The following is a 20439-nucleotide window of genomic DNA, read 5'->3' as shown; positions in this document are numbered from 1 at the left end:
CGGCCCGAGCAGGAAGGACCGATGCCTCGATGGCACAGCCCGAGCGCCCCTCGCGGGAGGACCCGCGGCCCGGCGCGACCGCTGCGGTGGCGACGGTGACACCCGTCGTCCGCATCCGGCCGCTGACCGACGCGACGCTCGAGCAGCACGGGGCCCGGCTCACCGTCCCCACCTACGACCGCTCGGCGCTGGTCCCGGCCGTCGTGCACCTGAGCGTCGGCGGCTTCTCGCGCGCCCACCAGCTCACCTACTTCGACGAGGTCGCCGAGCGGCGCGTCTCCGACCGGTGGGGCGTCGTCGGCGTCGGCCTGCGGCGCCGGGACATGCACGAGGCCCTCGCCCCGCAGGACAACCTCTACACCGTCGTCGAGCGCAGCCCCGACGGCGAGCGCGCCCGGGTGGTCGGCGTCCTCACCGACTACCTGTTCGCCCCCGACGCCCCCGGCGCCGTCCTCGACCGGCTCGCCGACCCGCGCACCCGGCTGGTGACGATGACCATCACCGGCGCGGGCTACCTGCTCGACCCCGCCTCCGGCGCCTTCACCGTCGACGACGACGTCCGGCACGACGTCGACCACCCCGACGCGCCGCGGACCGTGTTCGGCTTCCTCGTCGAGGCGCTCGACCGCCGGCGGCGGGCGGGCACCCGGCCGTTCACCGTCCTGTCCTGCGACAACCTGCACCGCAACGGCGATGCCACCCGCGCCGCCGTCGTCGGCTTCGCTGCCCTGCGCGACGAGGTGCTCGCCCGCTGGATCACCGACCGGGTGGCCTTCCCGAGCAGCATGGTCGACCGGATCACGCCGCAGACCACCCCGGAGGAGCGCGCGGCCCTCGCCCGCCGCTACGGCGTCGACGACCGCTGGCCGGTGGTCACCGAGCCGTTCTCCCAGTGGGTCATCGAGGACGCGTTCTGCAACGGCCGCCCGCCGCTGGACGAGGTCGGCGTCCGCTTCGTCCGTGACGTCACCGGGTACGAGCTGATGAAGACCCGGCTGCTCAACGCCAGCCACTCGGCGCTGGGCTACCTGGGCACGCTCGCCGGCCACGAGCGCATCGACGTGCTCATGGGCGACCCCGTCTTCGCCGCCTACGTCACCGCGCTCATGGACGACGAGGTGACCCCGCTCATCCCCTGCCCCGAGGGGATCGACCTCGCCGGGTACAAGGCCGTGCTGCTGCAGCGCTTCGCCAACCCGGCCATCGCCGACCGGCTCTCCCGGCTGTGCCGCCGCGGCTCGACCAAGCTGCCCCACCACCTGCTGCCCTCGCTGCGCGAGGCGCTGGCCCAGGGCAGGCCGCACGCGCTGCTCACCCTCGCCGTCGCCGGCTGGGTGCGCTGGCTGCAGCAGACCGACGACGCCGGCCGGCCGCTGCCGGTGGAGGACGACCGCGGCCCGCACCTGCAGGCCCTCGCGCGCGCCGGCGGCACCGACCCGCGGCCGCTGCTGGCCGACGAGCCGGTGTTCGGGGACCTCGGCCGCGTGCCCGGCTTCGCCGACGAGCTGGCCGCCGTCCTGCGCCGGCTCGAGCGCGACGGCGTCCGGGCGACCGTCGCCGCCCTCACGGCCGCCAGCACGCCGCCCGCGCCGGTCCTCAGCATCCCGCCCGCGGACGCCCGGTGACCGCCGTCCCCCGCACGGAGGGGCCGGTCCTCCCGCGCGACGTCGTCACTGGCCTCACCGCCCTGCTCTGCGACGCCGACGGCAACCTGTTCCCGTCCGAGGAGCCGGCCTTCGTCGCCTCGGCCGAGGTGACCAACCGCTTCCTGGCCGAGCTCGGCGACGCCCGCCGGTTCACCGCTGAGGAGCTGCGCCTGGCCACCACGGGCATGAACTTCCGGTCGACGGCGCGGCGGCTGGCCGCCGAGTCCGGCCGCCCCGAGGTCGACGTCGAGCCGTGGGTGGCCGAGGAGCGCCGCGCGGTCACCGCGTACCTGGGCGAGCACCTCCGGCCGCACCCGGAGACCACCGCGGCCCTCGTCGCGCTCGCGCCGCACCTGCGCCTGGCCGCGGTCAGCTCCAGCGCGCTGCGCCGGCTGGCCGCCTGCTTCACCGCCACGGGGCTCGACGAGCTGATCCCGCCGGAGGCCCGCTTCAGCGCCGAGGACTCCCTGCCCACGCCGACAAGCAAGCCCGACCCGGCCGTCTACCTGCACGCCTGCGAGCAGCTGGGCATCGCGCCGGGAGCCGGCCTCGCGGTGGAGGACTCCGTCCCCGGCGCCCTGTCGGCGGTGCGCGCCGGCTGCCTCACCGTCGGCAACCTGCTCTTCGTCCAGCCGGCCGAGCGCGCCGAGCGGGAGGCCGCCCTGCGGGAGGCCGGCGTCCTCACCGTCGTCGGGTCCTGGCAGGAGCTCGCCGACCTGCTGCTGCCCGTCCTGACCGGAGGTGGTCGATGAGGATCGTCTACACCAGCTTCCGCGGCCTGTTCTCCGACAGCCCGCGCGCGATCTACGAGGCACTCGTCGCCCGCGGCGACGACGTGCAGCACACCTGGCTGACCTCCGCCGTCGCCGAGGGCGCGTTCCCGGCCGACGTCGAGACGATCCACTTCGGCAGCCCGGAGAGCATCGCCGCGCTGGAGGCGGCCGACGTCGTCGTCTCCAACGACCACGTCCCGCTGGACTGGGAGAAGCGGCCGGACGCCTTCTACCTGCAGACCTGGCACGGCACCCCGCTCAAGCGGATCCACAACGACGTGCTGTGGGCGCCGGAGGGCCGGCTGGCCTACCTCGAGCACGACATCGCCCGCTGGGACGCGATGCTCTCGCCGAACGCGTACAGCACCGCCCGCTTCCGGCAGGCCTTCGGCTTCCCCCGCCCGATCCACGAGACCGGCTACCCCCGCAACGACCTGCTCAGCAGCCCCCGGCGCGACCAGGTCCGCGCGGAGGTGCGCGCACAGCTCGGCATCGACGAGGGGAGGACGGTCGTCCTCTACACGCCCACGTGGCGTGACGACCTGGTGTTCGAGGGCACCGGAGAGCGGGACTTCGAGCTGCCCGTCGACCTCGCCGCCTTCACCGAGCGGCTCGGCGGGGACCACGTGCTGCTGCTGCGGCTGCACAGCATGGTCTCCGACCGGCTGGAGTCCATCGAGGGCCTTCCGGTGCGCGACGTGTCCAACCACCCCGACATCCGCGACCTCTACCTCGCCGCCGACCTCCTGGTCACCGACTACTCGTCGACGATGTTCGACTTCGCGGTCACCGGCAAGCCGATCCTGCTGTTCACCTACGACCTGGCCGACTACCGCGACCGGCTGCGCGGCTTCTACGTCGACATCGACGAGATCGCGCCCGGGCCGCTGCTGTCGACCGGCGACGAGCTGCTCGACGCCGTCGCCGACCTCGACCGGGTCACCGCCGCGCACGCCGAGCGCTACGCGCGGTTCCGGGAGACCTTCACCGCCCTCGAGGACGGGCACGCCACCGAGCGCGTCCTCGACCTGTTCTTCCCGCGCGGCGGATCCGCCGCCGACGCGGCCGCGACGACCCGAGGAGGGGACCCCAGTGCGCATCGCTGACCTCGCGAAGACCGCCCACCTGCACGGCAGGACGCTCGCCGCCCGGCCCGGCGCCCGCCCACGGCCGGGCTCTCCCCAGGTGGTCATCCTGGCCGCCGGGATGGGCACCCGTCTGGGCCGACCGCTGCCCAAGCCGCTGACCCCGCTGGTCGACGGGCGCAGCATCCTGCACCGCCAGCTCGACACGCTCGAGCAGGTGCTTGGCCCGGCCGTCGACGTCACCGCCGTCGTCGGCTTCCAGTGCGAGCTGCTCATGCAGGCCGCACCCGACCTGCGCTTCGCCTACAACCCGCACTTCGCGCGGACCAACACCTCCAAGAGCCTGCTGCGCGGGCTGCGGACGACCCGCGAGGGCGGGGCGCTGTGGCTCAACGGCGACGTCGTGTTCGACGCCGCCGTCCTGGAGGCCGTGCTGCCGGCGCTGGAGGCCGACGAGAGCTTCGTCTGCGTCGACACCTCCACCGTCGCCGACGAGGAGGTCAAGTACACCCTCGACGCGGACGGCTTCATCGCCGGGCTGTCGAAGACGGTGACCGGCGGCCTCGGCGAGGCCGTGGGGATCAACTACGTGTCCTCGGCGGACAAGGCCACCCTCGTCGAGCACCTCGACGCCGTCGGCGACCAGGACTACTTCGAGCGCGGCATGGAGACGGCGATCGCCGAGGCCGGCCTGCGGTTCCGGCCGCTGGACATCTCGCAGTTCGCCGCCGTCGAGGTCGACTTCGAGGCCGACCTCGACCGGGCCAACGCGATGCTCTCCAGCGCGCGCCAGCACCTGCACCCGGTACCCGACGGCGCCTGAGGAAGGCCCCCTGCCTCCCGCCACTCGCAGGCTCGCGGCGGGACCCTGCAGGGGGGCCGTTCCAGCACGTCACCCGCGCCGGGGCCTCAGCCGGCCGGCTGGGGCTCCGGGGCGTGCCGGCCGGCGGCGGCCGGCTCCGGGTCGCGGAACCGGCGCGCCGCGGCCAGTCCCGCCACGACGAGCCCGGCCCCGCCGGCCACCAGGACGGCGACCGCCACCCGGGCGAGCACGGGCGGGCCGTTGCTGACCACGTGCGCGCTCCACAGCACGTCGACGTCGGGCAGGCCCTGCACGAGCAGCAGCCACCCGAGGACGACGGCGCACAGCCCGGTCACCACCCCGCGGCCACGGCGGCCGGCGACGACCCCCAGCACCGCGACCAGCGCGGCGGTGACCGCGGGCGGCAGCGCGGAGAGCACCGCCGCGGCGTGCGAGGACACCGTCACCGGCGGCTCGGGCGTGCCGGCCGCGTGCCACAGCGCCACGACCCCGCCGAGGGCCATCGCCCAGCCCAGCGGCCGTGCCGTGCGGGCCAGCAGGCCGGTGGCGGCGACGGCGGCGGCCAGCGCCGAGTGCAGCGTCCAGGTGAGCGCCGGGGACGGCGGCGGGCTCCAGGTGAGCACTCCGCGCACGGTCACCGGCGTCGAGCCGTGCGCCATCGGCACGGTCCACTCCGACACGGTGTGCGCCCGGGTCGGGTCGGCCGCCACGACCGGGGGCAGCTGCCCCTCGCTCATCCAGTGCGTGCGGTGGTCGTGCCACACGTACTGCGCCTCGGTGGAGACCTGCACCCACTCGGGCTCGGCGGCGGGGTCGGCCTCCGGCGGGACCGTCGCCCGGCCGTAGCGGTCGAGGTTGACCCAGGTGGCCGGACTGTGGGCGTTGCGCCAGACGCCGTCCGGGCCGATCCGCAGGTAGGGCTCGTCGGAGTAGCCCGGCACGGTCACCTCGGTGCCGGTGGTGTTGACCACCTCGAGCTCGTCGCCGAACTGCAGGACCCGCACGGCGACCCCGGGCACCGCCGGCTGCACCGAGGTCACCCGGCCGTCGAAGTCGCTGCCGGCGACCTCCCCGCCGACGTGCGCCGCGGCCGGCCCGGCCAGGGCCAGCCAGGCCAGCAGGCCGAGGACGACGACGGCCAGCCGCCCGGCCGCCCGGTGCCGTCGCGCCACCGCTAGGAGGCGGCGGCGACCGCGCGGAGGTCGCCGGCGATGTCCCGCGAGGTGTTGCCGGCGTCGAAGGCGACGTGCGCCTGGTCGTCGGCGCCGTAGAGCAGCAGCAGCGAGCTGTGCAGCCGGCCGTCCTCCTCGGCCAGCGGCACCCCGGCCGACAGCTGCGCCTGGTCGATCGCGTCCTGGGCGCCGGTCAGCCCCACGAACCGGGTGGGCAGGTCGGCGTCGAAGCGGGCCAGGTACTCCCCCAGCACCGCGGGGGTGTCGGCGGCCGGGTCGGTGGTGACGAACACGACCTGCACCTGCTCGGCCAGCGCCGGGTCGACGTCGCGCAGGGCGAGGGCGACGTCGGCCATCGTCGACGGGCAGACGTCCGGGCAGTTGGTGTAGCCGAAGAACAGCAGCGTCGGCCGCCCGGCCGTCGCCGACGCGAAGTCGTAGCTCGCGCCCGAGGTGTCGGTGAGGGTGAACGAGGGCCGCTGGTAGGGGTCGCGCAGGTCGATGCCGGCGTACACGTCGCCCGGCCCCTCCAGCGAGGCCGCCGCCCCGCCGGAGTGGTCGCCGCTCGTGTGGTCGTGGCCCTCCCCGGCCGACGCGGTGTCGTTCCCGGAGCCGCAGGCGGACAGGACCAGTCCGGCGGAGAGGAGCAGCGCGGCGAGCCGGCCGCGCGCGGGAGGGGTCACGAGGACACGGTACGTCGACCCGCCCGGTAGGCGAGGACGACGCCGGCGATGCCCACGGCCAGCGCCAGCAGGGCCAGGAACAGGGCCAGGCCGGCCGGCTCGTCGCTCACCGCGCCGCCGTGGGCGTGCTCGTCCGCGGCCGCCGTCGCGGTGGACGCCGCCGTCCCGCCGTCCGCCGCTGCCGTCAGCGACAGCGCGGGAGCGGGGTTCTCCGGCTCGGCCTGGCCCTCGACGGTCGGCTCGATCCAGGCCGACTCGGTGCCGTCGCTGTAGGTCTGCACCACCGGGTAGCTCAGGGAGTCGGCGTCGGGGAAGGGGCCGCCCGACAGCGAGAACTCCTGGAACTGGCCGGGGGCGATGCCGCCGCCGGCGTCGGCGCGGAACTCCACGACCGACACGTAGTCGCTGATCTGCTGGCCGTGCACCTCCTCCGGCTCGTCGAGCGTCGCCGAGGTCGTCGAGACCGTCCAGCCGGGCACCGGCTGCGTCTGCAGGGAGGCCATCGCGGCGTCGGCGGGGATCGAGATGCGCACGTCGACGGTGCTCGCGGTGTCGCTCTCGTTGGGCACCCGGAAGGTCAGCTTCCCGTAGCCGCCGGGGGTGGCGTCGTCCGAGGCGACCGTCACGTGCGCCGACGCGGCGGTCGCGAGCACGACGGACGCGACCAGGGCGGCGAGGACGGCGGTCAGCACGACGCCGGCGCGGGCCAGCGGTCGCAGGAACAGGGTCACGGTTCTCCTTCTCACTCACTCACTCACTCACTCACTCACTCACTCGCTCGCGCGCGGTGCGCGAGCTCTCAGCGCACCGGGAAGGCGGTGCTGGCGGTGGCCGCGGTGAACTCGTCGAGGCGGACGCTCACCGCGAGGGTCCAGGTGCCGGCGCCCGGGATGCTCATCCCGTCGGCCACCCAGTGACCCGGTCCGGCGGGTTCGAGGTCGACGTCGAGCGGGCCGATCTCCTGCTCGCGCTCGGTGAGCGTCACGCGCAGGTCGGCGGGCTGGTCGAGCTGCCCGGCGTCGTCGAACAGGTAGAGGTGCAGGGTGTTGGCGCCGGGGCCGGCCGGGTCGACCGACACCTGCACGCTGCCGGTCCCGCCGGCCGCCGACTGCAGGGGCAGCGTGACGTCGACCGGCTCGGCGACCGCGGAGCGGGCCGGCGGCGTACCGACCAGGACGGCGGAGAGCGCCAGCACGACCGCGGCGACGGCGGCCTCGACCAGCACCGAGCGGCGCAGCGGCGCGACGTCCTCGACCGCGCCGCGGGCCTGCGCGGCCGCCCGCTCGCGCGCCGCGGTGGCCACGGTCTCCTCCGCGCCGGCTCCGGCGACGGCGGCGGCGAACGCGTGCGCGGTGACCCGGCGGCGCCCGCCGGGCCGCGGCCGGGCGAGGCCGAGGTGCTGCTGCACCCACACCCGCGACACCCCGGCGGCGGCCAGGAGCAGTAGCACCAGGGCGAGCTTGGCCAGCAGCACCCAGCCGTAGGTCGTCGACACCAGCGCCGTCGGCGAGCCGACCTCGCGCACCGACTGGACGACGCCGGTGACCACCAGCGCGGCCACCGAGCCCGAGGCGACCCGCGACCACCGCGGCAGCGCGCCGGCCAGCTCGGCGGCCTCCGCGCCGGGCCGGAGCAGGCCGGCCAGCAGCACGGCCAGCCCGCCCAGCCACAGCGCCATCGCCGCGACGTGCACGGCCGCGACCGCGGTGGCGGCCACCGGGAGCGACCCGGCGACCGGGTGCCCCACGGCGGCGGTGGTGAGGACCACGCCGCCGGCGAGCACGGCCAGGCCGGCGGTCTCCTGCGGCTGAGGGCCGGCGGCGCGCCGCCACAGCGGCACGAGCAGGGCGGCCAGCAGCGACGCCAGCGCCGCCCGGCCGAGCGTGGTCAGGCCGAACGCCGAGGAGGCCGTGGTGGCCAGCAGCGCCGGGTCGAGCACCGAGCCCGGCCCGGAACCGGCCGCGTAGGGGCCCTGGAACAGGAAGGTGAGCACGGCGCCGACGGCCACGGCGAGCAGGCCGGCGGTGGTCAGCCGGCGCACCCGCGGCGAGGCCCAGCCGGCCGGCCAGCACAGCACCAGGAACGCCGGGACGCCGAGGCCGGCGGCCAGCCCGGCGAAGCCGAGGGTCCGCGCGGCCGGGAGCGCCGCCGCCACGAACGGGTCGACGTCGGGGTCGTCGGCCACCGCGGCGGCGTCGGCCAGCTCGCCGTCGCCGACGACGAAGGCGTAGGCCCCGCTCACCGGGTGCGAGTCGGCCGAGACGATCCGGTAGGTGACGACGTAGCTGGCGTCGGGCAGGCCGTCGCGCAGCGGGACGGTGACCGTGTCGCCGTCGACCGACGGCGCGCCGGTGTCGACGCGCTCGCCGTCCTCGCCGAGCACGCGGGCGTAGCCGGCGCCGAGGGAGACGCCCTCGGAGAAGCGCAGGGTCACCGCGCCGGGCGCCGCGTCGAGGCGGGCGCCCTCCCCCGGGTCGGTGGAGGCCAGCTCAGCGTGCGCGGCGGCCGGCCCGGCGGTGACGACGCCGAGCCCCAGCCAGCCGACGAGCAGCGCGAGCAGCAGCAGCGCCGGGCGCCGGCGCAGGACGGGCGCACTCACGCGGGCACCCGCTCCCCGACCGGCACCCCGGCCGGTCCGCGGCGCGGGCGCTGCCGCCAGGCGACGACGGCGACCAGCACCGCTCCGGCCAGGAGCAGCAGGTGCGCGGTGGCCCGGTCGGCGTGCACGTGCCCGGCCTGCAGGTCGCGCACGGTCGTGACGGTGAGCAGCACGGTGAAGGTCGCGAGCAGCGGCAGGGCGCCGGCGGCCAGCCGCGGCAGGGCCGCGACGGCGACGAACGCGGCGGCGACGGCGAGGTTCCAGGCCCCCGTCTCGTGCGCCATGTGCACCGGCGCGCTCATCGCCGCGCTCCCGCTGGCCAGGGCCGGCCAGGCCAGCCCGGCCTGGCCGACGCCCGCGGCGAGCAGCGCCAGCCGCAGCGCGGACAGCACCAGACGCGTGCGGGCGGCGGCGGCCGCCCCGGGCAGCGACTGCGGCAGGGCCGCGAGGACGGCGGCGGTGAGGTCGGGCACCGGAGGCGCCGGGGCCAGCCGGGCCCGACGGGTGACCTGCCCGGCCGCCCGCACCCAGCCGGTGCAGTCGGGGCAGGCGGCCAGGTGCCGGTCGAGATCGACGGCGGACATGCCCAGCGGCTCGCCGTCGAGTCGTGCCGAGGCGGCCTCGCGGAACGGTGCACACTGCATGCAGCAGTAGTCGTCGCGGAGGGCCGCCCGGTTCCCGACCGGTCCGACTCGTGCGGCGGAGGAGAGACGTGGACGAGCTGGAGCGCGCCGCCGCGGCCGCCGTCGAGGGCGACCCGCTGGCCGCCGCCACCTTCGTCCGGGCCACCCAGTCCGACGTCTGGCGGCTGTGCGCGGCGCTCGGCGACCGGGAGTCGGCCGATGACCTCACCCAGGAGACCTACGCGCGCGCGTTCGCCTCCCTGCACCGCTTCGAGGGCCGCTCCTCGCTGCGGACGTGGCTGCTGGCGATCGCCCGGCGGGTGTGCGCCGACGCCCTGCGGTCCCGACGCCGGCGGCGGCTGACCCTCGTCCGCGACGACGCCGAGCTGGAGGCACTCGGCCCCGCGGACGGCGCCGACCGAGTGAGCGAGAGCGCCGCCGTCACCGACCTGCTGGCCCGCCTGGACCCCGAGCGCCGCGAGGCCTTCGTCCTGACGCAGCTGCTCGGCCTGCCCTACGCCGAGGCGGCGGAGGTGGCCGGCTGCCCGGTCGGCACGATCCGCTCCCGGGTGGCCCGCGCGCGGGCCGACCTGGTCGAGGCCGTCACCCATCAGGAGGACGACGCCCGCCGGGCCCGGTGAACGGGCACCCGACGGCGTCTGAACAACAGGTGAACGGCGGGCACCGGCCGGGCGGGGCCGCACGGGCCCACATAGGCTCCCCGGCGGTCGTCGGCCGGTCCGCCTGACCCGACGCCGTCCCGACGTATGACCGGAGCCACGCGTGCCCTTCAGCCTCACGCCCAAGGACCAGAGCTTCTACCCGCTGTTCACCGCCTCGGCGGAGAACCTGGTGGCCGCCACCGACGTCCTGAGCGACTTCATCCACGACCACGCCCGCCGGGAGGAGCTCGCCGCGCGGCTGCGCGAGCTCGAGCACGCCGGCGACCAGTCGACGCACGCCATCTTCCGGCAGCTGAACTCCAGCTTCGTGACGCCGTTCGACCGCGAGGACATCTACAAGCTGGCCAGCGACCTCGACGACGTCATGGACTTCGTGGAGGCCGCCGCCGACCTGGTCGTCCTCACCGGCCTGGGCACGCTGCCGGCGGAGATGAGCCAGCAGACGGCGCTGCTGCAGCGGGCCGCGCAGACCACCGCCGAGGCCATGCCGCGGCTGCGCACGATGAAGGACCTCTCCGAGTACTGGATCGAGGTCAACCGCATCGAGAACGAGGCCGACAAGCTCTACCGTCGGCTGCTCTCCCGCCTCTACAGCGGCGAGTTTGACGCGCTGGAGATCCTCAAGCTCAAGGAGGTGGCCGACCAGCTCGAGGAGGCCGCCGACGCCTTCGAGCACGTGGCCAACGTCGTCGAGACGATCACGGTCAAGGAGTCCTGACCGGCGATGGACGCGGTCTTCCTCGCGCTCGTCGCCATCATCGTCGTCGCGCTGGCCTTCGACTACACCAACGGCTTCCACGACGCGGCGAACGCGATCGCCGTCGCCGTCTCCACCAAGGCGCTGACCCCGCGGATCGCGCTGGCCCTGGCGGCGGTGATGAACCTGGTGGGCGCGCTGCTGTCCACCGAGGTGGCCAAGACCGTCGGCGCCGGGATCATCGACCCCCCGGAGGGGTCGGGCGGGCTGGAGATCGTCTTCGCCGCGCTGATCGGGGCGATCGTGTGGAACCTGATCACCTGGTACTTCGGACTGCCCTCGTCGTCCTCGCACGCGCTCATCGGCGGGCTCGTCGGCGCGGCGTTGGCGGCGGTCCACTCGGTGCAGTGGATGGGGATCCTCGACAAGGTCGTCATCCCGATGGTGCTCTCGCCGCTGGTCGGCTTCGGCCTGGGCTACCTGTTCATGCTGCTGATCCTGTGGACGTTCCGGCGGGCCAACGTGACCCGCGCCAACCGCGGCTTCCGCTACGCCCAGATCGTCAGCTCCGCGACGATGGCGCTCGGCCACGGCCTGCAGGACGCCCAGAAGACGATGGGCATCATCACGCTGGCACTGTTCACCGCCGGGGAGATCGACAGCTTCGAGGTGCCGCTGTGGGTGGTGCTGGCGGCAGCCGGCGCGATCAGCGCGGGCACCTACGCGGGCGGGTTCCGGATCATGCGCACGCTGGGCCGGCGCATCATCCAGCTCACCCCGGCCGGCGGGTTCGCCGCGCAGACCGTGGCCTCGGGCGTCATGGTCACCACCGCGACGGTGTTCGCCGTCCCGGTCTCGACCACGCACATCACGACGACGTCGATCATGGGCGTCGGGTCCACCCGGCGGCTGTCGGCGGTGCGCTGGGGCGTGGCCGGCAACATCGTCGTCGCCTGGGTCGTGACCCTGCCGGCCGCCGGCGCGGTGGCCGCGCTGGCCTACTACCTCACCCACCTCGTCGTCTCCTGAGCCGCGGGTGACCGGCCCGGCGTCCGCGCCGGTCGAGCTGGGGACGGCGCGGGGGCGGTGGCTGCTGCTGGCCACGGTGCTCGCCTCGGGGATGGCCTTCCTCGACGCCACCGCCGTCACCGTGGCCCTGCCGGCCATCGGCGCGGACCTGAACGCCGGCCTGGCCGGCCTGCAGTGGACGGTCACCGGCTACACCCTGGCGCTGTCCTCGCTGGTCCTGCTCGGGGGCTCGCTGGGCGACCGGCTGGGTCGCCGGAGGGTGTTCCTGGTCGGTGTCGGCTGGTTCGCCGGCGCCTCGCTGCTGTGCGGCCTGGCCCCGGGCACCGCGCAGCTGGTCGCCGCGCGCGTGCTGCAGGGCGTCGGCGGGGCGCTGCTCGCGCCGGGCAGCCTCGCGCTGGTGCAGTCCTCGTTCCGGCCGGCCGACCGCGCCCGGGCCATCGGCCTGTGGTCGGCGCTCGGCGGCATCGCCGGTCTGGCCGGGCCGCTGCTCGGTGGCGTGCTCGTGGACGCCGGGAGCTGGCGACTGGTCTTCCTGCTCAACGTGCCGGTGGCCGTCGTCGTGCTCGCCGTCGCCGGGCGGCACGTGCCCGAGAGCCGCGGCGGCGGCCGGCACGGGCGCTTCGACGTCGCCGGCGCCGCGCTGGCCGCCGCGGCCCTCGGCTGCCTGACCTACGCGCTGATCACCGCCGGGGAGCGTGCCTCCACCCTCGCCGTCGGACCGCCCGTGGCGGCCGCCCTCGCGGCGGGGACGGCGTTCGTCGTGCGCGAGCGCCGGGTGGCCGAGCCCGTGCTGCCGCCGCGGCTGTTCGCGTCCCGGCAGTTCACCGGCGCGAACCTGGCCACCTTCGCCGTCTACGCCGCGGTGGGCGGGCTGTCGCTGTTCCTCGTCCTGCAGCTGCAGACGGTGCTGGGCTACGGGGCGACCGCGGCCGGCGCCGCCGTCCTGCCCTCCATCCTGCTGATCACGCTGCTGTCGTCGCGGGCCGGGGCGCTGGCCGCGCGGACCGGGCTCCGGCTGCCCATGACCGTCGGACCGCTGGTGGCGGCGGCCGGCACGCTGTGGCTGGCCGGGGTGGACGGCACCGCGCCCTACGCCGTCGAGGTGCTGCCCGGGTCGCTGCTGCAGGGGCTGGGCATGGCGCTGACCGTGGCGCCGCTGACCGCGACCGTGCTGGCCGCGGCCCCCGAGTCGATGACCGGGGTCGCCAGCGGGGTGAACAACGCCGTCGCGCGGGCCGCGCAGCTGCTCGTCGTCGCCGCGCTGCCGGTGGCGGTGGGGCTCTCGGGCGACGACTACACCGACCCCGCCGCGTTCACCGGCGGCTTCCGGGCGGCCCTGCTGGTCTGCGCCGGGCTCTTCACCCTGGGCGGGCTGGTGTCGTGGGCCACCATCCGCCGCGACGTCCTGACCGGGTGACCCGGCGGGGTGACCGGGACCTCCCGGCCCCGGGTCGGCAATTGTCGATCGATCTGGTAGACATAGGACCCGTGGCGGGAACGGCGGTGCTCCTGGTGGGGCGGATCCACGTCGACCTGCTGCGCGTCTGCACGGCCGCCTGTCCGCGGCGCTGACGTCCCGCGCCGTCCCGGCGCCGCTGCCCAGCACGCACGTCCCGCGACGAGTCGCGCCCTCCCGCGCGCCCGCGGCCCGCCACCTCCCTGAAGACCAGGAGCCCCACCCGTGAAGACCCTCGTCCTGCTCGCGGTCGCCGGCCTCGGCGCGCAGCTCGTGGACGGCAGCCTCGGCATGGCCTACGGCGTCACCTCGACGACGCTGCTGCTGGCCTTCGGCACCAACCCCGCCGCCGCCTCCGCCACCGTCCACTTCGCCGAGATCGGCACCACCCTGATGTCGGGCGCCGCGCACTGGCGGTTCGGCAACGTCGACTGGAAGGTCGTCGCCAAGGTCGGCATCCCGGGCGCGGTCGGTGCCTTCATCGGCGCCAACGTGCTCTCGAGCCTGTCCACCGAGGTCGCCGCCCCGGTGATGTCGTTGATCCTGCTCGCGCTCGGGACCTACCTGCTGGTCCGCTTCACGCTGCGCGGCATCGACCGGCGCAACCTCGGCAAGCCGGTGCGCAAGCGCTTCCTGGCCCCCCTCGGCCTGGTCGCCGGCTTCGTCGACGCCACCGGCGGTGGCGGCTGGGGCCCGGTCGGCACGCCGGCGCTGCTGGCCAGCGGCCGGATGGAGCCCCGCAAGGTCATCGGCTCGATCGACACCTCCGAGTTCCTCGTCGCCCTGGCGGCCAGCGTGGGCTTCCTCCTCGCCCTCGGCACGCAGGGCGTCAACTGGCTGTGGGCGCTCGGCCTGCTGGCCGGTGGCCTGGTCGCGGCCCCGCTCGCCGCCTGGCTGGTCCGGCACGTGCCGCCGCGGCTGCTGGGCTCCCTGGTCGGCGGGGTCATCGTGCTGACGAACACCCGCACGCTGCTCAAGAGCGACTGGATCGACGCCTCCGACCCGGTGCGCTACGCCGTCTACGCGGTGATCTACGCGATCTGGGCCGCCGCCGTCGTCCACTCCTACCGCCAGTACCGCAAGGACCGCGCGCAGGAGTCGGCCGACGCCCTGGCCGCCGAGGCCGCCCGGCTGGCCGAGGCGGACGCCGACGAGCACCCGGTCCCGCCGGCCGACGCCGCCGACGCCGCGGACCTGGAGCGCAGCCTGCCGGCCGGCCGTCCCGCCGACCCGCGCGACTGAGGCGGACCCCGCACGACACAGGAGGCCCCGTCCGGCAGCTGCCGGACGGGGCCTCCTGCCGTCCCGGGGCGAGGCGATGATCAGGTGACCTGATCATCGAGCGTCCTCCCTCACCGTGGAACGTGAGGGAGGACACCGCACGATCAGGTCACCTGATCATCGCGCGGAGTGCCGCGGAGTGGCGAGGGGTGCCGGGGAGCCCCTCAGACCGCCCGGGTCGCCGGCAGGTCGGGCACCTGGGGCAGCGGCTGGGACCGCGCGGCGGCCATGACCATCTGCGGCGAGCGGGGCAGCCCGCGCCGCGTGCACAGGCGCAACGCGCGGACACCGGTGATGACGTCGGTCTCCGGCGGGACGACGAGCAGGTCGGCGCGCCGGTTGCCCCCCGCCCAGCTCAGGCAGACCACGCCGGGGTCCATGCTGCTGAAGCCGCCGGTGCGCACGATCCGGTCGTCGACGACGACCTTGCGCGGCGCCGGGAGCCACGGGCCGAGCGGATAGGTGAAGCGCTCGATGCGCAGGCCGCGCCGGTCCAGCGCCGCCACGAGCTCGGGCAGCTCGACGGCCAGGTCCCGGCTGCGCGGGAACCACGCGCCGTCGAAGGGGTTCTCGCCCGACCCGACGTCGGCGCGCAGGCTCACTCGGACGTCGATGCCACCGCGGAAGCCCTCGGGGCTCCGCACCACCCGGGTCGTCGTCATCAGCGTCAGCCTCCCGCTCGTTGCACCGCGGGCCCGCGTCCGGGTCCGCGCCTCGACCGTAGGTCGGCGGCCCGGCGCGCCCCCGCGCGTACCGCCCGGGCCTGTCGCCGCTCCCCGGCCCGTCATCACCAGCCGTCACGGCCCGGTGACGGCGCCGCGGGGGTCGGTCCCGGGAACGCGCCGAGGCCCCCGACCGCAGCCGCGGTCGGGGGCCTCGGGAGGCTGCGGTTCAGGCCCTGGGCTTGCGGTTCTTGGCCTTGCCGCGCTCGTTCTGGTCGAGGATCACCTTGCGCACCCGGACGGCGGCCGGCGTCACCTCGACGCACTCGTCCTCGGCGCAGAACTCCAGCGCCTGCTCGAGGTTGAGGATCCGCGGCGGCACCAGGCGCTCGAGCTCCTCCGCGGTCGAGGACCGCATGTTGGTGAGCTTCTTCTCCTTGGTGATGTTGACGTCCATGTCGTCGGGCCGGGAGTTCTCGCCCACGATCATGCCCTCGTACACCTCGGTGCCCGGGGCGACCATCATCGAGCCGCGCTCCTGCAGCGAGAACATCGCGTATGACGTCGCCACGCCCTGCCGGTCGGCCACCAGCGAGCCGGTCGGGCGGGCGCGCATGTCGCCCAGCCACGGCTCGTAGCCCTCGAGGTTGTGGTTGAGGACGCCGGTGCCGCGGGTCTCGGTGAGGAACTCGGTGCGGAACCCGATGAGGCCGCGCGAGGGGACGACGTACTCCATCCGCGCCCAGCCGGTGTCGTGGTGCACCAGGTTCTCCATGCGGCCGCGGCGGGAGGCCAGCGCCTGGGTGAGCGTGCCGACGTACTCGCCGGGTGTGTCGATGGTGACCCGCTCGACCGGCTCGTGCAGCTTGCCGTCGATCTCCTTGGTGACCACCTGCGGGCGGCCGACGGTCAGCTCGAACTCCTCGCGGCGCAGCTGCTCGACGAGGATGGCCAGCGCCAGCTCGCCGCGGCCCTGCATCTCCCAGGTGTCGGGGCGCTCGGTGGGCAGCATGCGCACCGAGACGTTGCCGACCAGCTCCTGGTCGAGGCGGTTCTTGATCAGCCGGGCGGTGAGCTTCTTGCCCGAACGGCCGGAGAGCGGCGCGGTGTTGATGCCGATGGTGATCGAGATCGACGGCTCGTCGACGGTCAGCGGCGGCAGCGGGCGCGGGTCGTTCGGGTCGGCGAGGGTGTCGCCGATCATGATGTCCTCGATGCCGGCGATGGCGACCAGGTCGCCGGGGCCGGCGCTGTCGGCCGGCGTTCGGCTGAGGCCCTCGGTGACCAGCAGCTCGGTGATCTTCACCCGCGCGATCGAGCCGTCGGTCTTGCACCAGGCGACCTGCTGGCCGTTCTTCATCGTGCCGGAGTGGATGCGCAGCAGCGCCAGCCGGCCGAGGTAGGGCGAGGCGTCGAGGTTGGTGACCTGCGCACGCAGCGGCTCCTCGGCGTCGTAGGTCGGCGCCGGGATGGTGTCCAGCAGCGTCTTCACCAGCGGGCCGAGGTCGGGGCTGTCGGGGCTGGTGCCGTCGGCCGGCCGGGTGAGCGAGGCCTGCCCGGTCTTGCCGTTGCTGTAGACGATCGGGAACTCGAGCGCGTCGGTGTCCAGGCCGTTGTCCTCGAGCAGCTCCATGAACAGCTCGTAGGTCTCGTCGACGACCTCGGCGATGCGCGCGTCGGAGCGGTCGGTCTTGTTGACCACGAGGATGACCGGCATCCCCTTGCCCAGCGCCTTGCGCAGCACGAAGCGGGTCTGCGGCAGCGGGCCCTCGGAGGCGTCGACGAGCAGGACGACGCCGTCGACCATCGACAGCCCGCGCTCGACCTCGCCGCCGAAGTCGGCGTGGCCGGGGGTGTCGACGATGTTGACCGTCACCGGGTTGCCGTCCTCGTCGGCCAGCCGGATGGCGGTGTTCTTCGCGAGGATGGTGATGCCGCGCTCACGCTCGAGGTCCATCGAGTCCATGACGCGGTCCTGCGTGGAGTCGTTGTCCGTCCCCTCGCCCTTGGCGCGCCCGAGGGCGCCCGCCTGGCGGAGGAGGGCGTCGACCAGGGTGGTCTTGCCGTGGTCGACGTGGGCGATGATCGCCACGTTGCGCAGGTCGTCGCGGGTGGGCATGCGGGAGGGCACCTCGGGGAGTTCGGGGACGCCGCGGCAGTGCGCGCACGCGGCATCACGAGTAACGGCCGCCGGCCCGGCGACCTTCCCATGCTAGGCGCTCAGCGGCTCCTCCCCCGCCGCGACGGAGACCCGACCACCCGTGACAGCGGCGATCCGTGAGCAGGCTCACGGGCCCGGGCCGGCCGCCGGGGTGGTCAGCGGGTGAGTTCCCCGGGCCGCGGCCGGTCGGCCACCGCGTAGCTCACGCCGGCGGCGGCCAGCGTCACCAGGCCCACCGCCAGCCAGGCCGACAGGCCGACGCCGAGGGCGAGCACGTGCGCGAGGACGAACGCGCCGACGTAGAGGGCGCCCAGCCCGAGCGCGACCGCCCAGCCGCGACGCTGCACCCACAGCCAGCCCGCGCCCAGCCCGCCGGCGAGGAACACCGCACCGCCCAGGGCGCGGATGCCGGTGCCCTGCGCGACGCCGAAGCCGGCCGCCAGCCCGACGGCGACGAGGGCGGCGGAGGACAGCCGGGTGCGGGCACGGGTCAGCGTGGACGTCGTCATGCCCCCAGTGTCCCCGGATCCGCGCGGGCCCTGCGAGGGTGCGGCGGTGACCGCCACCCGCCTCCGGGAACCCGCCGACGCCCCGGTGCTGCTGGAGATCACCCGTGCGGACCGGGAGTTCCTCGCGCCGTGGGAGCCGCAGGGGCACAGGTGGTCGGGTGGATCGCCCTGAGCACCGTCGCCCGCGGGGCGTTCCCGTCGTGCCGCCTCGGCTACTGGGTCCGCTCGGCCGCCGACGGCCGCGGCCGGGCGAGCGCCGCCGTCCGGGAGATGGTGGCGACGGCGTTCGGCGAGCTCGGCCCGCACCGGGTCGAGGCGGCCACCCTCGTGCACGACGCCGCCTCGCGGCGGGTGCTCGAGCGCACCGGGTCCACCCGGTTCGGCCCGGCGCCGGGCTGTCCGCGCATCGCCGGCCGCCGGCAGGACCACGTGCTGTTCCCGCTGCTCGGCCTGGCGGCGCCGTAGCGGTTCCTCGTCAGCAGGTCGCGGCGAACTCCCGCAGCCGCGCGAGGAAGCGCTCGGGCGCCACGAGGTGCAGGTGGTGGCCCAGGGGACGGCCCCGCTCGTCGGTCCAGACCTCGAGGGTCGCGGTGGGCACCCGGTCGGCCAGCCAGGCGGCGTACTCCGGTCCCGGGTCGCGGCCGTGGAGCGCGAGCACAGGCACGGTCATCCCCGCGGCGATGTCCTCGGCGAGCGCGGTCAGCGACTCCGGCGTCCCCTCGAGGTGGAGCGCCCAGGTCGCCAGGACGACGTCCTGCCGGAACCGGCGGCGCGAGGCGAGGGCGGCCGCCGTCTCGTCGTCCATGGCGCCGCGGCCCCACTCGAACACCGCCGCCATGACGGCGTCGAAGCCGATCTGCTCGACCATCGCGACGGCCGTCCGCACGCTCTCCCGCATGCGGGCGAGGGTCAGCGGCAGGTCCACGAGGACGAGCCCGCGGGTGCGGTGCCGCCCGGCGTGGACGCAGGTGACCAGCCCGCCCAGGCTGTGCCCCACCACCAGCGGGAGACCCTGCAGCCCGGTCGCGGCCCAGGCGGCCTGGACGTCGTCGGCCATGTCCGCGAGCCCGTAGCCGTCGCCGTCGGGTGAGTCGCCGTGGCCCCGCAGGTCCACGCGGACGACGGTGGCGGACCCGGCCAGCGTCGGGACCAGTGGATCCCAGAACGACCGGTCCTCGGCGAGGCCGTGCACGAGGAGCAAGGGCGGCCCCTGCCCCTCGACGGTCGTGGCCAGGGGGATGCTCACCCCCGACAGCCTGACCGCACGCCCCCGGACGCGACAGGGCCCCGGACGCGGTGCGCGTCCGGGGCCCTGGGTCGGCCCCCTGCAGGGTCCCGCCGCGAGCGTGCGAGCGGTGGGGGGCAGGGGGTCCTTCCTCAGGCGGTGCGGAGCACGGCCTCGATCTCGAGCTCGACGTCGATCTTGTCGCCGACGACCACGCCGCCGCCGTCCATCGGCATGTCGATGTCGACGCCGTAGGCCTTGCGGGAGATGGAGGTCTTGGCGCTGAAGCCGGCGCGGGTGCCGCCGTAGGCGTCCGGGCCGAAGCCGTTGAGCTCGAGGGCCAGGGTGACCGGCTTGGTGATGCCCTTGATGGTCAGGTCGCCCTCGACGGTCCAGTCGTCACCGTCGGCCACGACGCCGGTGGAGCGGAAGGTCATCACGGTGTGGTTGCCGACGTCGAAGAAGTCCGCCGAGCGGATGTGCGCGTCGCGCTGCTCCTGGCGGGTGTCGATCGAGTCCATGTCGATGGTCGCGGTGACCGACGACTGCGCCGGGTCCGCGGCGGTGACGATCTCGCCGGAGAAGCGCGTGAAGTAGCCGCGGACCTTGCTGACCATCATGTGCCGGACGGAGAAGCCGACGGTCGAGTGGGCGGCGTCGATGTCCCAGGTGCCGGCGAGGTAGCCGGGGATCTGGACGGCGGTGCTGCTGGTCATGGGGACTCCAGGTGGTTGAGCGTTTGACCTTCTGCGCACACAGCTTAGTTGAGGGCTCATCTATTCCGCTAGTACCCTGGGGACATGACGACGGAGGTGTCGCCCGCCGGCGGCGCGGGCCTGTCCGCCGGCGGGACGCGCTGGCTCGACGCCGAGGAGCAGCGGGCCTGGCGGGCCTGGCTCTACAGCACCCAGCTGCTGCACGACCGGCTCGAGCGCGAGCTCACCCGGGCGACCGGCATCCCGCACGCCTACTACGAGATCCTCGTCCAGCTGTCGGAGACGCCGGGCCGGCAGATGCGGATGAGCGAGCTCGCCGACCGCTGCCTGTCCTCCCGCAGCCGGCTCTCCCACGCCGTCTCGCGGCTCGAGGAGCGGGGCTGGGTGCGCCGGCAGGAGTGCGCCGAGGACGGCCGCGGCCTGCTCGCCGTCCTCACCGACGACGGGTTCACCGCGCTGGAGGCCGCCGCGCCGGTGCACGTCGAGGGGGTGCGCACCCACCTGTTCGACCAGCTCTCCCCCGAGCAGGTCGCCGCGGTGCGCGACATCGGCGAGACGCTGCTGCGCCACCTCGACCCCGACTGAGGGACGCCCGTGGCACCAGCGGTGGTAGTCC

Annotated in this window: 22 protein-coding genes; 12 read left to right on the top strand and 10 right to left on the bottom strand. The window is 75.2% G+C overall.

Annotated elements, in window-relative coordinates:
- The first annotated feature begins 29 nt into the window (after positions 1 to 29).
- From ACU616_RS14235 to ACU616_RS14220, 4 genes are read left to right on the top strand one after another with little or no spacing between them, the layout of a single operon-like run.
- Positions 30 to 1625: a mannitol dehydrogenase family protein gene (locus tag ACU616_RS14235; protein WP_446759106.1), complete on the top strand. Its 1596-nt coding sequence runs from the start codon at positions 30 to 32 to the stop codon at positions 1623 to 1625.
- A complete protein-coding gene (locus tag ACU616_RS14230; RefSeq protein ID WP_446759105.1) occupies positions 1622 to 2398 on the top strand; it encodes an HAD family hydrolase in 777 nt (258 codons plus the stop codon). The genes ACU616_RS14235 and ACU616_RS14230 overlap by 4 nt, the downstream gene beginning before the upstream one ends.
- The gene (locus ACU616_RS14225; protein ID WP_446759104.1) at positions 2395 to 3525 is read left to right on the top strand and encodes a CDP-glycerol glycerophosphotransferase family protein; all 1131 of its coding nucleotides are present in this window, start codon (positions 2395 to 2397) and stop codon (positions 3523 to 3525) included. Before ACU616_RS14230 ends, ACU616_RS14225 begins: the two co-directional genes overlap by 4 nt.
- The gene (locus ACU616_RS14220) at positions 3512 to 4327 is read left to right on the top strand and encodes a phosphocholine cytidylyltransferase family protein (RefSeq protein ID WP_446759103.1); all 816 of its coding nucleotides are present in this window, start codon (positions 3512 to 3514) and stop codon (positions 4325 to 4327) included. Before ACU616_RS14225 ends, ACU616_RS14220 begins: the two co-directional genes overlap by 14 nt.
- Before the next feature lie 86 nt (positions 4328 to 4413).
- Here the strand turns inward: ACU616_RS14220 and ACU616_RS14215 are convergent, their stop codons facing one another.
- The 5 genes from ACU616_RS14215 to ACU616_RS14195 form a co-directional block, all read right to left on the bottom strand.
- On the bottom strand, positions 4414 to 5499 hold the full coding sequence (locus ACU616_RS14215; protein WP_446759102.1) for a hypothetical protein: 1086 nt from the start codon (positions 5497 to 5499) through the stop codon (positions 4414 to 4416).
- Between the two features lie 2 nt (positions 5500 to 5501).
- Positions 5502 to 6182, bottom strand: coding sequence for an SCO family protein (locus ACU616_RS14210; protein ID WP_446759101.1), 681 nt, complete (start codon positions 6180 to 6182; stop codon positions 5502 to 5504).
- Positions 6179 to 6913, bottom strand: coding sequence for a YcnI family copper-binding membrane protein (locus ACU616_RS14205; protein ID WP_446759100.1), 735 nt, complete (start codon positions 6911 to 6913; stop codon positions 6179 to 6181). Before ACU616_RS14205 ends, ACU616_RS14210 begins: the two co-directional genes overlap by 4 nt.
- 68 nt (positions 6914 to 6981) lie before the next feature.
- On the bottom strand, positions 6982 to 8781 hold the full coding sequence (locus ACU616_RS14200; protein ID WP_446759099.1) for a copper resistance CopC/CopD family protein: 1800 nt from the start codon (positions 8779 to 8781) through the stop codon (positions 6982 to 6984).
- Complete coding sequence (locus ACU616_RS14195) at positions 8778 to 9425, bottom strand: zf-HC2 domain-containing protein (RefSeq protein ID WP_446759098.1); 648 nt, start codon at positions 9423 to 9425, stop codon at positions 8778 to 8780. Before ACU616_RS14195 ends, ACU616_RS14200 begins: the two co-directional genes overlap by 4 nt.
- Positions 9426 to 9493: 68 nt before the next feature.
- On the opposite strand from ACU616_RS14195, the gene ACU616_RS14190 reads away from it, so the two are divergent.
- The 5 genes from ACU616_RS14190 (at position 9494) to ACU616_RS14170 (ending at position 14511) form a co-directional block, all read left to right on the top strand.
- Positions 9494 to 10045 carry a sigma-70 family RNA polymerase sigma factor gene (locus ACU616_RS14190; RefSeq protein WP_446759097.1) on the top strand — a complete coding sequence of 184 codons (552 nt, stop codon included), beginning with the start codon at positions 9494 to 9496 and terminating at the stop codon, positions 10043 to 10045.
- Positions 10046 to 10187: 142 nt separating this feature from the next.
- On the top strand, positions 10188 to 10805 hold the full coding sequence (locus ACU616_RS14185) for a DUF47 domain-containing protein (protein WP_446759096.1): 618 nt from the start codon (positions 10188 to 10190) through the stop codon (positions 10803 to 10805).
- Between the two features lie 6 nt (positions 10806 to 10811).
- Complete coding sequence (locus ACU616_RS14180; protein WP_446759095.1) at positions 10812 to 11813, top strand: anion permease; 1002 nt, start codon at positions 10812 to 10814, stop codon at positions 11811 to 11813.
- A 7-nt stretch (positions 11814 to 11820) separates the two neighbouring features.
- Complete coding sequence (locus ACU616_RS14175) at positions 11821 to 13230, top strand: MFS transporter (protein WP_446759094.1); 1410 nt, start codon at positions 11821 to 11823, stop codon at positions 13228 to 13230.
- 264 nt (positions 13231 to 13494) lie between these two features.
- Positions 13495 to 14511: a sulfite exporter TauE/SafE family protein gene (locus ACU616_RS14170; RefSeq protein ID WP_446759093.1), complete on the top strand. Its 1017-nt coding sequence runs from the start codon at positions 13495 to 13497 to the stop codon at positions 14509 to 14511.
- 203 nt (positions 14512 to 14714) lie between these two features.
- Here ACU616_RS14170 and ACU616_RS14165 read toward each other — a convergent pair whose 3' ends face one another.
- The 3 genes from ACU616_RS14165 to ACU616_RS14155 all read right to left on the bottom strand — a co-directional run bounded on the left by ACU616_RS14165 (position 14715) and on the right by ACU616_RS14155 (position 17882).
- Positions 14715 to 15212, bottom strand: coding sequence for a DUF5994 family protein (locus ACU616_RS14165; RefSeq protein WP_446759092.1), 498 nt, complete (start codon positions 15210 to 15212; stop codon positions 14715 to 14717).
- Between the two features lie 229 nt (positions 15213 to 15441).
- Positions 15442 to 17331 carry a translational GTPase TypA gene (gene typA, locus ACU616_RS14160; RefSeq protein ID WP_446759091.1) on the bottom strand — a complete coding sequence of 630 codons (1890 nt, stop codon included), beginning with the start codon at positions 17329 to 17331 and terminating at the stop codon, positions 15442 to 15444.
- Positions 17332 to 17528: 197 nt separating this feature from the next.
- Positions 17529 to 17882: a hypothetical protein gene (locus tag ACU616_RS14155; RefSeq protein ID WP_446759090.1), complete on the bottom strand. Its 354-nt coding sequence runs from the start codon at positions 17880 to 17882 to the stop codon at positions 17529 to 17531.
- A 46-nt stretch (positions 17883 to 17928) separates the two neighbouring features.
- Here ACU616_RS14155 and ACU616_RS14150 point away from each other — a divergent pair, with 46 nt between their 5' ends.
- Together ACU616_RS14150 and ACU616_RS14145 are read left to right on the top strand one after the other, a co-directional pair.
- Positions 17929 to 18054, top strand: coding sequence for a hypothetical protein (locus tag ACU616_RS14150; protein ID WP_446759089.1), 126 nt, complete (start codon positions 17929 to 17931; stop codon positions 18052 to 18054).
- Positions 18033 to 18347: a GNAT family N-acetyltransferase gene (locus ACU616_RS14145; RefSeq protein WP_446759088.1), complete on the top strand. Its 315-nt coding sequence runs from the start codon at positions 18033 to 18035 to the stop codon at positions 18345 to 18347. The genes ACU616_RS14150 and ACU616_RS14145 overlap by 22 nt, the downstream gene beginning before the upstream one ends.
- Positions 18348 to 18357: 10 nt before the next feature.
- On the opposite strand, the gene ACU616_RS14140 is transcribed toward ACU616_RS14145, so the two are convergent.
- Both ACU616_RS14140 and ACU616_RS14135 read right to left on the bottom strand, forming a co-directional pair.
- Positions 18358 to 19128, bottom strand: a complete 771-nt coding sequence (locus tag ACU616_RS14140) for an alpha/beta fold hydrolase (RefSeq protein WP_446759087.1) — start codon at positions 19126 to 19128, stop codon at positions 18358 to 18360.
- Positions 19129 to 19259: 131 nt separating this feature from the next.
- The gene (locus ACU616_RS14135) at positions 19260 to 19823 is read right to left on the bottom strand and encodes a YceI family protein (protein ID WP_446759086.1); all 564 of its coding nucleotides are present in this window, start codon (positions 19821 to 19823) and stop codon (positions 19260 to 19262) included.
- Between the two features lie 84 nt (positions 19824 to 19907).
- Between ACU616_RS14135 and ACU616_RS14130 the strand changes: the two genes are divergently transcribed.
- A complete protein-coding gene (locus ACU616_RS14130; protein WP_446759085.1) occupies positions 19908 to 20408 on the top strand; it encodes a MarR family winged helix-turn-helix transcriptional regulator in 501 nt (166 codons plus the stop codon).
- Positions 20409 to 20439 lie beyond the last annotated feature (31 nt).

Source organism: Geodermatophilus sp. URMC 62 (assembly GCF_052931475.1).
The sequence above is the reverse complement of the archived record's forward strand: the minus strand, read 5'-3'. Positions and strand labels throughout refer to the sequence as shown.